General features: G+C 34.5%; 14 protein-coding genes. All 14 read right to left on the reverse strand.

Features of this window, described 5'->3' with window-relative positions:
• Nucleotides 1-128: 128 nt before the first annotated feature.
• Nucleotides 129-1,469, reverse strand: coding sequence for a type I glutamate--ammonia ligase (gene glnA / locus KQI94_RS08070; protein WP_002356929.1), 1,341 nt, complete (start codon nucleotides 1,467-1,469; stop codon nucleotides 129-131).
• A 42-nt stretch (nucleotides 1,470-1,511) separates the two neighbouring features.
• On the reverse strand, nucleotides 1,512-1,895 hold the full coding sequence (locus KQI94_RS08075) for a MerR family transcriptional regulator (RefSeq protein WP_002388239.1): 384 nt from the start codon (nucleotides 1,893-1,895) through the stop codon (nucleotides 1,512-1,514).
• 202 nt (nucleotides 1,896-2,097) lie between these two features.
• Complete coding sequence (gene hflX, locus KQI94_RS08080; RefSeq protein ID WP_002356926.1) at nucleotides 2,098-3,339, reverse strand: GTPase HflX; 1,242 nt, start codon at nucleotides 3,337-3,339, stop codon at nucleotides 2,098-2,100.
• A gap of 3 nt (nucleotides 3,340-3,342) precedes the next feature.
• On the reverse strand, nucleotides 3,343-4,272 hold the full coding sequence (gene miaA, locus KQI94_RS08085; protein WP_002369119.1) for a tRNA (adenosine(37)-N6)-dimethylallyltransferase MiaA: 930 nt from the start codon (nucleotides 4,270-4,272) through the stop codon (nucleotides 3,343-3,345).
• Nucleotides 4,273-5,019, reverse strand: coding sequence for a glycerophosphodiester phosphodiesterase (locus KQI94_RS08090; RefSeq protein WP_002362094.1), 747 nt, complete (start codon nucleotides 5,017-5,019; stop codon nucleotides 4,273-4,275).
• Nucleotides 5,020-5,177: 158 nt separating this feature from the next.
• On the reverse strand, nucleotides 5,178-6,137 hold the full coding sequence (locus KQI94_RS08095; RefSeq protein ID WP_002389762.1) for a GDP-mannose 4,6-dehydratase: 960 nt from the start codon (nucleotides 6,135-6,137) through the stop codon (nucleotides 5,178-5,180).
• Between the two features lie 92 nt (nucleotides 6,138-6,229).
• The gene (locus tag KQI94_RS08100; protein ID WP_002369114.1) at nucleotides 6,230-7,651 is read right to left on the reverse strand and encodes a hypothetical protein; all 1,422 of its coding nucleotides are present in this window, start codon (nucleotides 7,649-7,651) and stop codon (nucleotides 6,230-6,232) included.
• Nucleotides 7,652-7,661: 10 nt separating this feature from the next.
• Nucleotides 7,662-8,633, reverse strand: coding sequence for a glycosyltransferase family 2 protein (locus KQI94_RS08105; RefSeq protein ID WP_002369113.1), 972 nt, complete (start codon nucleotides 8,631-8,633; stop codon nucleotides 7,662-7,664).
• Between the two features lie 39 nt (nucleotides 8,634-8,672).
• On the reverse strand, nucleotides 8,673-9,497 hold the full coding sequence (locus KQI94_RS08110) for a LicD family protein (protein WP_002369111.1): 825 nt from the start codon (nucleotides 9,495-9,497) through the stop codon (nucleotides 8,673-8,675).
• A gap of 54 nt (nucleotides 9,498-9,551) precedes the next feature.
• The gene (locus KQI94_RS08115) at nucleotides 9,552-10,982 is read right to left on the reverse strand and encodes an O-antigen ligase family protein (protein WP_002369109.1); all 1,431 of its coding nucleotides are present in this window, start codon (nucleotides 10,980-10,982) and stop codon (nucleotides 9,552-9,554) included.
• A gap of 40 nt (nucleotides 10,983-11,022) precedes the next feature.
• Entirely contained in the window at nucleotides 11,023-11,997 is a 975-nt protein-coding gene (locus KQI94_RS08120; protein ID WP_002369106.1) for a glycosyltransferase, read from the reverse strand.
• Nucleotides 11,984-13,057: an NAD-dependent epimerase/dehydratase family protein gene (locus KQI94_RS08125; RefSeq protein ID WP_002369104.1), complete on the reverse strand. Its 1,074-nt coding sequence runs from the start codon at nucleotides 13,055-13,057 to the stop codon at nucleotides 11,984-11,986. Before KQI94_RS08125 ends, KQI94_RS08120 begins: the two co-directional genes overlap by 14 nt.
• Before the next feature lie 13 nt (nucleotides 13,058-13,070).
• Nucleotides 13,071-13,775: an IspD/TarI family cytidylyltransferase gene (locus KQI94_RS08130; protein WP_002378508.1), complete on the reverse strand. Its 705-nt coding sequence runs from the start codon at nucleotides 13,773-13,775 to the stop codon at nucleotides 13,071-13,073.
• A gap of 568 nt (nucleotides 13,776-14,343) precedes the next feature.
• The coding region (locus KQI94_RS08135; RefSeq protein ID WP_216454354.1) for a GW domain-containing glycosaminoglycan-binding protein at nucleotides 14,344-14,769 on the reverse strand (426 nt) is incomplete at its 5' end.

A 14,769-nucleotide genomic window follows, 5' to 3' on the forward strand; every position in this document is an offset into this window, starting at 1 on the left:
TAAAATTACTTTATTTTGTGAAATAGAAATTATCTATTCGTTCACAAACTAAAGAATGAAAGAGGGAGATAAGCGTTTCGACTTATCTCCCTCTTTCTAAACATTAAGATTATTAAAAGTAACGGCTTTTAGTACAACTCCAAATATTGTTCTCTTTCCCATTCAGAAACGGTTTGACGGAAGGCTGCCCATTCCATTCGTTTTGCTTCTACAAAATTGGCAAAAATGTGACGACCTAATGCATCAATCATTACTTGATCTTTACGTAATTCTTTGATGGCATTGTGTAAGGTTGATGGCAAATCTTCAATTTGTGCATGTTGACGTTCTTCCTCATTCATCACATAAATGTTACGATCAACTGCTGGCGGTGGTGTAAGTTCATTACGAATACCATCCAAACCTGCTTGTAATAAGACAGCCATTGTTAAATACGGATTCGCTGAAGGATCGACAGAACGTAACTCTAAACGAGTCGATAAACCACGAGATTCAGGAACTCGAATGAGTGGTGAACGATTTCTGCCGCTCCAAGCTACATAAACAGGTGCTTCATAACCTGGGACCAAGCGTTTATAAGAGTTCACTGTTGGGTTACATACCGCAGTATAGGCACGGGCATGTTTTAATAAACCACCTAAGAAATGATACGCAGTTTGGCTTAAGCCCATCTCTCCTGACTCGTCATAAAAAACATTACCTTCTTCATTAAATAATGACATATTGCAGTGCATGCCAGAACCATTAATTCCAAACAAAGGTTTTGGCATAAATGTTGCATGCAAGCCATGTTTGCGCGCAATAGTTTTCACAACTAATTTGAATGTTTGAATATTGTCACAAGCATCAACTACATCAGCATATTTAAAGTCAATTTCATGTTGACCAGGTGCTACTTCATGATGCGAAGCTTCCACTTCAAAGCCTAAACTTTCTAACTCTAAAACAATATCACGGCGACAATTTTCACCTAAATCGGTTGGTGCAAAATCAAAATAGCCACCTTTATCATTCAAATCAGTGGTAATTTCACCATTCTCATCTAATTTAAATAGGAAAAATTCTGGTTCTGGTCCTAAGTTAAAAGAAGTAAAGCCTAATTCTTTCATATCTGCTAAGGCGCGTTTTAAATTACCGCGGGGATCTCCGGCAAAAGGGGTACCATCAGGATTGTAAATATCACAAATTAAGCGCGCAACTTTTCCATGGTCGCTTTCCCACGGAAAAATCATCCATGTAGATAGATCAGGGTATAAATACATGTCACTTTCTTCGATACGAACGAATCCTTCAATGGATGACCCATCAAACATCATTTTATTATCTAATACTTTATCTAGCTGACTCACAGGAACTTCAACATTTTTAATTGTTCCCATAATGTCGGTAAACATTAGTCGTAAAAAACGTACGTTTTCCTCTTCTGCAATATGTTTAATCTCTTCTGCCGTTTTGGCTTTTCTTGTCATCGGTCTGATCCCCATCCTTCATTTTTATTGGCTGCTGAAACGTTAAAGCCTTGGTACATTCGATTGGAACGGATTTTGCTGAGTAAGTCCTCCTTGCGAAAGGATTTCGTCGTATAAAATCTGACGAACATCTGCATCGGTTAACGGACGAGTTGCCTCGGCGGTGTTTTTTTGTTCCTCTAATTTCATTTCATACACACGCTTAATCCCTGCCATGTTCAATCCATCAGATAAATAATCTTTAATTTCTAACAAAACATCAATATCATTTAAAGAATACATGCGTCGGTTGCCCTCACTACGTTCTGGATGAATCAATCCCTGTTCTTCATAGTAGCGAATTTGTCGAGCGGTCAAATCCGTTAGTTTCATAACTGTACCAATTGGAAAAACTGACATGGAACGGCGTAACTCTTTTTCTCTCATCTCCATCCTCCTCTCTTAGTTATTTCTTAGAATAACAATAGAATGACAAATTGTCAAGAACTTATGTTAGATTTTCTAACATAAAACAAAAAACCTGATAAATATGGACTTTTCCATCTTTTCACGGCTGATTTTCTCCTACTAATCAAAAAAATAGAAATGATTTGTTTTTACAAATCATTTCTAATCAACTTACCATTTTTTATTCTTTTTCGGATTCAGCCAACCATTTAGACTCTTTTTTCGCAAAGCCTTTCACGATATACCGATTTTCATTTTCAGCATATTCTTCTGAAATCATTAGTGTCATCCGGCGAAGTTCACTTAATAGTTGTCCGTCAGTTGGGCTAATTTCTAATTGATAAGGCTCGAGTAATTCCATCATTTGGGCACGGATAGCTTGAACCAGTCGTTCTTTATCTTCAGAAATTTTAGTTGAGATCAATACATTGGGAAATAAGGTTGGGACAAATTCTTTGCTGTCCACTTGATCTCTTTTATTATAAACCGTCAAGCACGGAATATTTTCCAACGCTAATTCTTTAATCAATGTTTGAACTGTGCGTTCATGTTGTAACCGATCTGGCGCACTTGCATCCACCACATGGAGCAGTAAATCCATCGTCCGGCTTTCTTCCAATGTCGACTGAAAGGCTTCAATCAGTTGTGTTGGTAAATCTTGAATGAAGCCAACCGTATCTGTCAGAGTAACTTCCATGCCTTGAGGCAATTGCCATTTTTTGGTTAAAGGATCTAACGTTGCAAACAATTGATCCTCTGAATAAGTTCCTGCTGTTGTCAACATGTTGAGAATGGTTGATTTGCCAGCATTGGTATAACCAATCAAGCCAATTTGAAATAGTTCTGAATTTTGTCTTTTCTGGCGGCTTCGTTCACGATGAGCAGTGACTTCTTTTAACTCACGACGGATGCCTAAGATTTTATTCCGAATGTGTCGGCGGTCCGACTCTAATTTCGTTTCACCAGGCCCGCGTGTCCCAATACCTCCTCCAAGTCGTGACAACTGTTTTCCTTGACCAGCCAAGCGAGGCAATAAATAATCCAATTGCGCTAATTCAACTTGTAACTTTCCTTCTTTGGAGCGCGCACGCAAAGCAAAGATATCCAAAATTAATTGTACACGATCAATTACTCGCACAGCTAATGCTTCAGATAACAGTTGATTTTGACGCGGTGTGAGCTCATGATTAAAAATCACAAGATCCGCTTCATAGGCATCTGTTAATTGAATTAATTCTTCCAATTTCCCCTTACCGATTACGGTTTGTCGATCAACTTGTGGTCGTTTTTGCGTTAAAACAAACACCACTTCTCCATTAGCGGTTTCCGTTAAATTTGCCAGTTCTTCCATTGATGCAGAAAATGTCTGATAATTTTTTTCCGTTTCAACTCCTACTAGAATCACTTTTTCATGAGTGGTCATCGCCTACTCACTCTCCTTCTGTTGTAGCCATTCCGCTACTTCTTTTTCCAACTTGGGCAAATCTGTTGGCTGTTGAACCAAATCCCACCAATGCGCAGCCATTCGATTTCTAAACCAAGTCAATTGACGTTTGGCATATCGCCGCGATTGCTGTTTGACTGTTTCAACCGCCATCTCTAATGATTGTTCACCGGAAAAATACGGAAAAAATTCTTTATAGCCAATACCTTGAGCTGCTTGTGCATGTGGTTGCTGAAACATCTGTTTTGCTTCTTCCAACAGTCCTTCTGTCATCATTTGATCCACCCGCTGATTAATACGCTCATACAATAAAGCGCGATCTGTTTCCAAACCTAACAAATAATAATCATAGAGACGAGCTGGTTTTTCCTTCGGGGTCAAAATACTATAACCGGTTTTATCAAAGACCTCTAACGCACGAATGACTTTTTTGCGATTATTAAAATGAATGCTGTCAGCCGCTAGAGGATCCTTTTGTTGTAATAACTGCCATAAGGCTTGATTCCCTTTTTCTTCCGCAAATAAATTATACGTTTCTCTAATTTCAGGCGAGTCATCTATCTCACGACTTCCTAGTTGAAAATCATAAAGGAGTGATTGAATATACAAACCTGTTCCTCCAACGATAATTGGTAGTTTCCCTTTTTCAGTAATTTCTTTGATTTTTTGACGACCCTCTTTCTGAAAATCAGCGGCAGAATATGTTTCGCTGACTTCACGGCAATCAATTAAATAGTGAGGAATTCCTTCTTTTTCTGTTTCTGTGACTTTAGCGGTGCCAATGTCTAACGAGCGATAAACTTGCATGGAGTCACCGCTAATAATTTCACCATTAATTTTTTTTGCTAAAGCAATACTTAATGCTGTTTTCCCCACCGCAGTGGGTCCTACAATAACTAATACTTTCTCCAATTATGTTTCTCCTTCTTCTTGCCAATTTTGACGAGCAAATTTTGCTTCCTCAGGAAAATCTGTATGAACGCCTGCCAATTTTAGCTGAAAACAATTTTCCATTTCTTCCATCCGATTAACAGTCCACGGCCGCAGCGGTTTGCCAATTGCGATAAGTTCTTTTTCATGAGCCAACACCCAAGACATTTTTGGATGTAAACTATCGACAAGCGCGAATGCCGGTCCCGCTTGACTTAAATCCTCTGCAGATTCATAAATAAAGGCAATTTCTGTCTTAGGATCAGCTTTTTTTAATTTAACTAAACTCGGAAAATAAAAACTGGAATATAAATAACGAAACGGCCAGTTTTTTTGCTTCATTTGTTGGACGACTTTTTTCTCAATTCCTTCATAATGGATAATATCCGTTTTAAGTTCAATATTCAAAAAACCATTGAATTGTTCTTCTACAAGACAATTTAAAACATCTTCCAATGTTGGAACACATTGAACAGAAGGATTTTTCTGAAACCAGCTTCCAGCATCTAGTTGTTTTAATTCGTTTAATGTTAACTGTTGGATTTCACCATGACCATCTGTCGTACGATCCACCGTTTCATCGTGCATAACGATTAAATAACCATCTTTAGAAAGGTGAACATCTAATTCAATTCCTTCAGCACCAACACGAACAGCCTCTCTGAAAGCAATACACGTATTTTCAGGGTGGGTGCCTTTGCTTCCTCGATGTGCAATAATATCTGTCATGCTCTCACTCCAATCTTGTTTATTGTACCATTGGAGTGAGGTGGGTTCAAATATGGGAAAAAGAAAAGAAAGAGCAAGACATCAATCAAAGCGACTGATGATGTCCCACTCTCTAAGTCTTATAAACAATTTAGTCTCAAATTCGTCTTTTTATTCTCTTAATCTTTTAGTTCATACTTAACATATTTATCCAAACCGGACTGAATACTATATTTCGGTTCATAACCAATAGTACGTAATTTAGATATATCCGCTAAGGAATCTTTGATGTCCCCAGCTCGCGCTTCTTTATATTCAACTGGCAAAGCGACTTTCATAATATCATTTAAAGAAGAAATTAACTCATTTAAATCGGTTGCTTTCCCTGTTCCGACATTATACACTTCCCCAAGTGATTGGTCAGAATGAGCGACAAGATTCAATGCTTGAACCACGTCCTCAACAAAGACAAAATCACGAGATTGTTTTCCATCGCCAAAGATATTGAATGTCACTTCTTGATTGGCTAATAAGCGTTTGTAAGAGTCCATCACAATCGAAATAACGCCAGAATAAGGCGAATTAGGATTTTGGTTTGGCCCGTATACGTTAAAGAAGCGAACAGCGCTTGTTGGAACATCATATAAATGACAATAGTTTAACACATATTTTTCAGAAGCAAATTTATCCACTGCATAAGGCGTTAATGGACGAATTACTGATTCTTCCTGTTTTGGTAAAGTTGGCTCATCGCCGTAAACCGCTGCAGAAGAAGCAAACACCAAACGTTTTAAATCTTTCTGGTATTTCCGAATTAATTCCAGTAATTGTAACACACTCTCAAAATTCACTTGGTGTGTTTCCACTGGACGTGCTACTGAATCTGCTACACTAGCAATCGCGGCTAAGTGAAAAATGTAATCGAACTGATACTCTTGCAGTACTTTTTCCATTAATTGTTGATCAATCACGCTACCTTCAATGAACGTGATATTTTCAGATGTGTTTAAATTTTCAGTTTGACCCATTGATAAATCATCAATGACCACAACTTGATTGTCTTTACTATAATAATTTGCTAAGGTTGAGCCGATAAAGCCGGCACCGCCTGTGATTAAAAAGTTCCTCAAGTTTCCCACTCCAATTAAAATAATACATTAATTTTACCATTTTTAGGTGTCAAAGACTACCGTTTGTTTTTTTCAATAAAAAAGGAGAGAAAATAACTTTCTCAACCTTTTACTAAATATTTTAAATTCTTTGCGTTATTCACAAAACTCTTATGAATGAATAAGAAATAGATAATGTACACAATTCCATAAGAAATGAAACTATAAATACTACCGCCAAACCAAAGATTACTAAAGATAAACAATAATGTAACCAACGTTTCCAATGCAGTGCTATTTCCTATTTTAATATTCATATCTTTGCATAGAAAAATTTCCGCTAAATTACAACGAAATGCTAAACTTACTAATATCAACCCAACAGTTAAATTCAAGTTCCCAACAACGAAAATCACAAACAGCGATAGGATTAACGACAAGGCAAGTGTCAATACGTTAACAAATAAAATTGTTTTTTCTTTTCTCAACGTTTTTAAATACGTATTAATTAGTAAAGACATCCGACCTTCATAAATAACTATAGGAAATAGAATTCCCATAAATTTCAAACTCTCGCTATATTCGGGTAACCACATACCTAAAACAAATTTGACGGGTACATATAACAGCAGAATTGCATACGTCAACGGAACAAAAACGCCTCTTAATGTGACAAATAAAGACGGCAATCGCTCTTTATTTGTCCGTCTTAACAACGGAAACATTACAATTCCAACAGCATTAATAAAAGTTAAAAACATATTTGATAAACTTAAAGTAAAGGACAATTTACCAAAGGTTTCGATGGTCCAACGCTGTTGAACAAAAAAGCGAATGGTTCCCATTATTAGCATACTTGCTATACTACTGAGCATTAGTTTACTACCTATGTTAATATTATCAACTATTTCAGGAGTAACTTCCTTCAAACTCATCATGTTCACACGCAACATGTCTTTAACTCTAAACATTCCCCAAACCGTAATAATCAGTTTAGAAAGTATGTCCATAATGATTAGCCAATAAAAATCTCGTCCTCCTAATGCAAAGTAAATTGCAATGAACAAGACATATAAATAGCGATCATTTCTGGATAATTGAGCATATTCCTTAATACGATTTGTTGACTGAAAAACATACAGAATAAACGTTTTTGCAATTGTAATTACTGAAACAATGGCCGTCAATATCAAAATAATCCCTTGATATTCTTTCGGCATGAAAAAGTAAGCCCAAAGAATGACAAAAGCAGAAATACAACATTCAAAAATCGCTAAATACCAGAATTGAGAACCGAGATTTCTTTTATCTAAATTTTCGTATTCTTCTCCACCAATTTTTAAATAGATACCATCAATCCAGCCTAAGTGGAGAAATCCAACATATGAAGAATAAAAAACATAAAGTTGCCAATAACTGTATTCTGTAACGCCTAACAACTTAGGGACAAATAAATTTAAGAGAACCGAAATACCCAACGTTGCAAAATTTGCAGCCACAGTATAATAAAGGTTTTTAGCCACCATTTTTGCTTTTGAATTCATAGCATTATGCTCACTTTCTAATTTTATATTTCATGATATGGTAGATGTCTGTGCTAAAATAAAATTTATGATGATACTTAAAAAAGGCACATAGAATCGGAATAATTTTTTTTCGTTCTAATAAAGATACTCGCATATTCAACTCTTTAATCAAGTTTGAAAGAACTTTGTCTTTATATTCAAATTCTTCAACATGTGGTTGGTTATTTAAATAATTCTTTGCAGCCTTTGTACGCTGTAATCTCCGGCGTAAAGTATTCAATCTTTCCTCAAAGTGATTTTGTCTCTTAGCTAAATCAATTTCTTTTTTAAAGGAACTTTGTCCATGTTTACGCCATCTAATTAATTCTTCCCTAACAATATAGAGCCCATCACTTAATAAAGAACTTCCCCACATCGCCATATCATGTACAGGATTTTCCATTTCAGATGCGTATAGATTAACATTGGCAATGAAGCTCTTTCTAATTGCATATACACATCCCGGGCGACGTAAAAATAAATTGTTCTCATTAAATATAATCTGTTCTGCTTTTTGATTAGGCAATTTAACTGAATCAATTTTTTTTAATTCCTCTGCTAATCCCCCAGGTTCTACTAATTCAGTATAATCACTTACTAAAACTTTAACATCAGTGTTTGCAAAAGCTTCACACATCACTTCAATTTTAGATGCATCCCAAATATCGTCTTGATCACACGTAAAAACAATTTCTTTAGTAGCAGCATTCAATAGATTAAAGAAATTTTTGCGCCAACCTAAATTTTCCGTGTTGATTTTCAAATGCCACGTTTCACCTAATTTATTTTCAGAAATAAAGTTCTCAATTATTTTAACTGTAGAATCTGTAGAGCAGTCATCCCAAATTAATACTTCATCAATTTTTTTCGACTGATTTTTTAAGGAATCCAACTGTTCTAAGATATTTTTTTCTCCATTATAGGTAGCCATAACAACAGTTGCTGTATATTGCTGCTTCATTTAAGTACGCCTTCTTTCTAAAAAACCTATAAATAATCTTTATTTTTGGTAAAAATCATAGGGATGATGAGTGATTCTTTCTTCTACTGGAGGCATTTCCATATAATCTCCATAACGTAAAGTTAAAAATTGTTTTCGGTTTTTAATGGCCATAAATTTATGTCCTTCAAACTCTACATCCTCATATTCCAAAAACCATTCATTAGGAAATACACCCCAATCTATATGAATCCATTCTAGATAACCACAATGTTTTGTTGCTCCAAATGGGGTTTTTTTTGCCTCTGTTTGATATAAATCACGCCAATATTGATTGTTTCCTACTTTTTTCACTTTAAAATGATTAGGATAACGAGTTATTAATTTTATTAATGCCTTACTAAGATGAAAACTTCGTGCATAGCTTAAACCTAAAGTATCCATTAAGTTTAACCGATACTGTTCCGTTATCTTTCTTAGTTCATTTCTCTCCTTTTGAGTATCAGGGATACCATCAATTGGAAAAATATCTACAAAAACTCCTAAGTCCTTATCTTCTCCACCAAAATATTGTTTGGAATGAGCTACAGTATTAGGATCAACTAACTTTGCAAAAGGATAACGAAAATGTTTCCGTGTTTCAAAAGAAAGTAATTGATAGTTAGAATCGTTTTTAAGGATTTTAATTAACAATTCATAATCTGGCCTTGGCATAACTATATCAATATCATCATCCCAAGGAATAAAACCTTTATGACGTTCTACACCAATCAATGTTCCATAAAACAATGTATAATGCAAGTTGTTAGATCGACAAATATTATCGATATACACTAATATTTCAACAGCCTTCGCCTGAACTTCGTTTAACGTAAGTTTTTGCATGATATTACTCTCCCACTTATATAATAATCAATTGTAGAGTAGAAAAAATGAGCATCATTGCTCATTTCCTCTAATCAAATCATTTTCCATGTCAGTACGATACTGAATTTTACCTAAGTATAACCAAAAGATAACTGTTGCAAAACGTCTTGTTAAAATGACTTCAGTTATCAGTAATCCAGAAATTAAAATGACTAACACAATTTGGTTATCTAACACAAAATCCATATAATTTTTAATTCGAACGCTAAACAGCAATTTAGCAGAGTTAAACATTTTAGATAGCAAGAAAATTAGAAATACAATTGTACCTGAAATCCCTGTAGCTGCTAATAAATAGAAGAAAAAACTATGCGGTGTTTGAGCTGTCTTAGCAATATGAGATTGAGGCAATTTATCTTTAGCTATATCTGCAAAACCTTTTGGAGAAGTGCCAAATATAGGATTTAATTTCATTAAATCTATCGCACTTTGCCAAAGAGCAAATCGACTATTTGAAATATCGTCTTTCCCCTCAACATCTGGTCTCTTAGTAGTAATTTTCTTATTTCCTAGAATTTCATTTTCTTTATTATCTAAAACTTTTGGTACTTCAATATTCACTGAATTTGCAGCAGCAATATACCCTTTTTCTATTAACTGTAAGCCCCCGAAAACAATAGCACCACAGAAAAAAGAAACTAATACTGCTTGCACAACTTTTTTTATAACTGCTTTGGATGTATTTTTTTGAAAGAACCAAATTGTAAAGAACATCCCGAAAATTACCATTGAAATCAACTGAATAACTCCTGATCTTGATCCAGACAATGCTACATAACTAAATTGTAGAAAAATCACCATTGCACAAACCACTTTTAACCATTTGCTATTGGTATTAATAAAATTCCGCACGCCAACCAAAATACAAACTAATGAGATGGTACATGCATAGTTAGGCTCCACAAAAACACCATATAATCGATTTTCAAAAAAACCGATTCTCATTCCGTAATACAAAGACTCTACTGGTTTTGAAAAGCTGATTCGCGCAAAAAATAAGTATAACCCAACGATGACTAATGCAGTCCAAACAATTAAAAGTACATACTCAAAAGCTTTAAAAACAGATTTATCATTCGAACGCCCTACTTCGTAAACGGAAAAGAAAAAGATACATTGCCAAATGATCAACTTAATGTTCTCTGAAAAAGCATACGTATGATTAATAAATGTTGTTAAAAATAAAATTCCTATAAAAGCAATTAGCCAGTATTCTATTCTTCTTTGTTTTTTTTCTATAAAAATTGGCAAGAAGTGACATATGAAGTAAACACCTGACAATAGCATAATTATCAAGGTAAATAATGAATCTATTTTTGTTGGTAAAGTCGAATAAATGCTAACCATTCGACAAATTAGAACTAACTCAAAAAAAACAATATATGGTATAGCTATCCTTTTTTCTATTTTTTGCATCTGCTGTGATAAATTAATAATCATCATATCCTCCAATTATTTAAAACAACTTTTAGATTACAACTTGTTAATCTATTGTTTTTTCTATATATTTTCTTTTCAATTTAATTGGTATTTTATAAAAAGGAAGACCAAACATAAGTAAAATCATTGATAGTTTACGACTTTTTGTAAAAACTTTATTTTTCATAATAAAAATAAAGTTTTTCCGAAGATAGCGAACAATTTGTTTCGTTTCTTTTTCCTTCGAAGCATTACTAATCAAAATTTTATCTAATACTAAAAAATTCGCAAAACAAACTCTTTGATGGGCAGCTTCTTCTATAACTGCTCCCTTACCTTTCAATTTAAGTTCATTCTTCTCCCAAGCTTCTATAAACTCAAATTGTTTATCTGAAAATGTTTCTGTATTAATGCTGCCCATTCGATGATAATAGTAATATTTTTGTGTTGAATCAATAGAAACTTTCTGACATTCAGACAACAAATCTACTATAATAAATGAATCTTCATGATACTTTCCTTTAGGATATCTTAGATCCGCAAAGAGTTTTCGTTTATATAACTTATTTACAGCATGTACGGAGATAATATTTCCTTGTAAAATTAACAATAATGCTTCTTCTCTGGAAAAAGTTCCCTGTATTAAACTTTTTACAATTGGCTCTTTCCCCTCATAGACATCATAAATACCACAGATTGATAAATCGGCATCTTCTTTTACGATATTTGTATATAATAATTCATACATATCATCCGCAATGTAATCATCACTATCTACGAAACCTAAATACTCACCTGTCGCTATCTCAATTCCAGCATTGCGAGCATCGCTTAGCCCACCATTTTCTTTATGGATAACTTTTACCCGTTGATCTTGTTCAGCAAACTGATCACACATTGCTCCAGAACTGTCTGGGGAGCCATCGTCCACCAGGATTAATTCAAAGTCAGTAAACGTTTGAGCTAAAATAGAGCGTACACATTTTTCTAAATATTTTTCTACATTGTATACAGGAACAATAATACTAATTTTGGGCATATGAATTTCCGCTACCTTCTAAAATTTTAATTGTATGTTTTAATGGTTCTTCCATACTGTCGTACAGTGGCCGCCAACCTAATGCGTAGATTTTTTGATTGTCTAGTAGTGCTTTTGTTGCTTTAGAAAACCCTTGTTTTTCTTGGGCGGTGGCTTCACCATGAATCACTTTTGTTCCAGCCACATTGGCTAATGTTTCCGCAAAAGTACGTAACGTAATATCGCAATGTTCGTTTGAAACATTGTAAGCTTCCCCTTTTTGCCCTTTAACTAATAAAAACAGAAGAGCAGATACAATATCTGCAACGTATGCATAAGAGTATAGTTGGGTCCCTGCACTTTTTAGCACAATGTTTTCTTTATGGACTGCATTCATAATAAATTGAGAAGAAGCTTTACTATCCGAAAGTAACATCGTAGGTCCAAACGTACGACTAATTCTTGGAATAACAACATCAATACCATATTTTTGAATATAGGCTTGACATAATGATTCACTTGCTCGTTTTCCTTCAGGATAACCGGCCCGTAGCGTGTTACAGTCAATATAACCGCAATAGTCTTCTGTAAATTTATCAAGATCTCCACGATTTTCTCCATAGATTTCAACAGTTGATAAAAATAACACTTTTTCACTATTCGCTTTAACCGCATAATCTAAAATATGCTGCGTACCAGCAATATTGGTCATAATCGTTCCAATTGGATCACTGGCATATGATTTAGGATGTGTATTACTAGCACAATGCAACACATAGTCACAAGCTTCTGCTACCTGAATTTCTTCTGTCACATCTCCGATAACTATATGGAATAACGGATCTTCTAAATAACTAGTAAATCGCTCTTCCAAACGCGACAATGTTCGTCCCATCGCCCAGATTGAAATATTCGCATTTCTCGTTTTGTTTTGGTACATAAGTACATCAATTAAAAAGGTCCCAATCATGCCTGAAGCACCAGTTATAAAAACAGATTTATTTGTTACTTTCGTCCAATCTGGTGTCTTCTCTAAAACTCGTTCAACGTCTGATAAATAATTATCATCTGTAAATAACATGGTATCCCCTCCACTACTCTTCTTTCATTTTCAAGAAGCCTTTAAATAACTGTAAGTCATCTTGTGTGGTTAACTTAATGTTTTTATCTGAGCCTAAAGCAAAATACAATGTTTCGCCTAAATCCACCATCATAGTATTCGTATATGACGATTCAGAAATACCAATATTCTCACGGAATGCTTTTTCGTAAGCCCAAGTTAATTTTTCAAATTTATAGGCTTGTGGCGTTGACACGCGACGTAATGTTTCACGATTAATATATTGTCGAGTTGTTTCCTCAGTTTCTTTTACAAAAATTTGTTCATTATATGGCAACGAAGTCACTGCATTTCCGTATTCTTGACACTTAACAATTACATCAGATAAAACTAATTCATCAACTAATGGGCGAATTCCGTCATGGATAACAATAGTATCTTCTGGGTTTGAATGTTCTTTTAAGAAATTAACCCCATTGTTAATTGATTCTTGACCAGAATTTCCTCCTGGAATAATCCATTGTAATTTGTCAATATGGTACTCTTTTGCATAGGCATCTAGTGTTTGTTCCCAACCTTTTTTACACACAACTAAGATTCGATCAATGAGTGGATGCTTTTGAAAAGATTCCAATGTGTAGATAATTATCGGTTTTTCCTCTACCATAATAAATTGTTTAGGAATTTCCTGCCCCATTCGTTTACCGACCCCACCGGCAATAATTAAAGCTGTAATCATTTGATACAAAATCCTTTCTCTAACTAGTCAACAACTAGTTTTATTTCAATTTTGTTTAACTTATATATTCATCAACACAGCCAAAACTGCATTCAATCTTTTACATTTTCTCATAACTAACAGTAAGTTTCAATAATTTATCGTAGACCTTAATCGAACTGTAAATATTTTTGTTCGTTATTTTAATAAAAAAATTACGGACAAACGATAAAAACTCTATACTTTTTGATTCACAAAAAACATCTCAAAATTCTGTAGAATTCAAATAGTAGAACTCAAGCCGTATTTAGAAGTGAGTAAAAATCGATTTAAATATCATGCATGTCAATGCCATTTATCGCGGATACAAGTATTTCAGAAAATACTATTTATTATTTAAATACGTTAAATAGACCGTGACCATATGTTTGAGAAAAAATAATTTCATAATAAGAAGCACTTAATAAAAAATAAAGAAGCCAGAGGATTTTCTCCTCTGACTTTCACGATGTTCACTATTTTTATTTAGCAATACTATTTGACAAAGAACCTCGATAGATTGTTTGGTCGTTACCTTTATAAACTTATTCTACATTTTAAAGGCGCGGCTATCCAACCAACCAATTGTTCGACCATTTATTTGAAATTGATAAGCCGTAACACCTGTTGATAGTTTAGCGGATTGAATAATCTGCACGTTTTGATTCGCATATAGAGAGCCTAAACCTATTTTTTCTCCATCTTCTGCTGTATTATTTGGTTTTGTATATAATCCATGCTTCGATGAAACTGCTGCATCGCCTATTTTGGCTCCTCGACTCATTTTACTATACGTGGCTTTATCTAGTGTAGCTGTGAATGCTCGTTTGTCCATCCAGCCTGCATCTTTTCCACCTACTGTAAAATGGAGTAACTCTGTCCGGCTTGTTTTGGCATACCCTATGATATGAACGCTTTGGTTCGCATATTTATCTCCCATACCGATATTAACGATTCCAGGAGCTGTATTCATAAT

The sequence above is a fragment of the Enterococcus sp. S183_ASV_20 genome, from assembly GCF_018919685.1.
GTDB classification, from domain to species: domain Bacteria; phylum Bacillota; class Bacilli; order Lactobacillales; family Enterococcaceae; genus Enterococcus; species Enterococcus faecalis.

Bases quoted from the DNA above. Each gene is read 5' to 3' on its own strand.
- glnA (WP_002356929.1), bottom strand. From the start codon at position 1,469: ATGACAAGAAAAGCCAAAACGGCAGAAGAGATTAAACATATTGCAGAA.
- KQI94_RS08075 (WP_002388239.1), bottom strand. From the start codon at position 1,895: ATGAGAGAAAAAGAGTTACGCCGTTCCATGTCAGTTTTTCCAATTGGT.
- hflX (WP_002356926.1), bottom strand. From the start codon at position 3,339: ATGACCACTCATGAAAAAGTGATTCTAGTAGGAGTTGAAACGGAAAAA.
- KQI94_RS08090 (WP_002362094.1), bottom strand. From the start codon at position 5,019: ATGACAGATATTATTGCACATCGAGGAAGCAAAGGCACCCACCCTGAA.
- KQI94_RS08100 (WP_002369114.1), bottom strand. From the start codon at position 7,651: ATGAATTCAAAAGCAAAAATGGTGGCTAAAAACCTTTATTATACTGTG.
- KQI94_RS08105 (WP_002369113.1), bottom strand. From the start codon at position 8,633: ATGAAGCAGCAATATACAGCAACTGTTGTTATGGCTACCTATAATGGA.
- KQI94_RS08110 (WP_002369111.1), bottom strand. From the start codon at position 9,497: ATGCAAAAACTTACGTTAAACGAAGTTCAGGCGAAGGCTGTTGAAATA.
- KQI94_RS08115 (WP_002369109.1), bottom strand. From the start codon at position 10,982: ATGATGATTATTAATTTATCACAGCAGATGCAAAAAATAGAAAAAAGG.
- KQI94_RS08120 (WP_002369106.1), bottom strand. From the start codon at position 11,997: ATGCCCAAAATTAGTATTATTGTTCCTGTATACAATGTAGAAAAATAT.
- KQI94_RS08125 (WP_002369104.1), bottom strand. From the start codon at position 13,057: ATGTTATTTACAGATGATAATTATTTATCAGACGTTGAACGAGTTTTA.
- KQI94_RS08130 (WP_002378508.1), bottom strand. From the start codon at position 13,775: ATGATTACAGCTTTAATTATTGCCGGTGGGGTCGGTAAACGAATGGGG.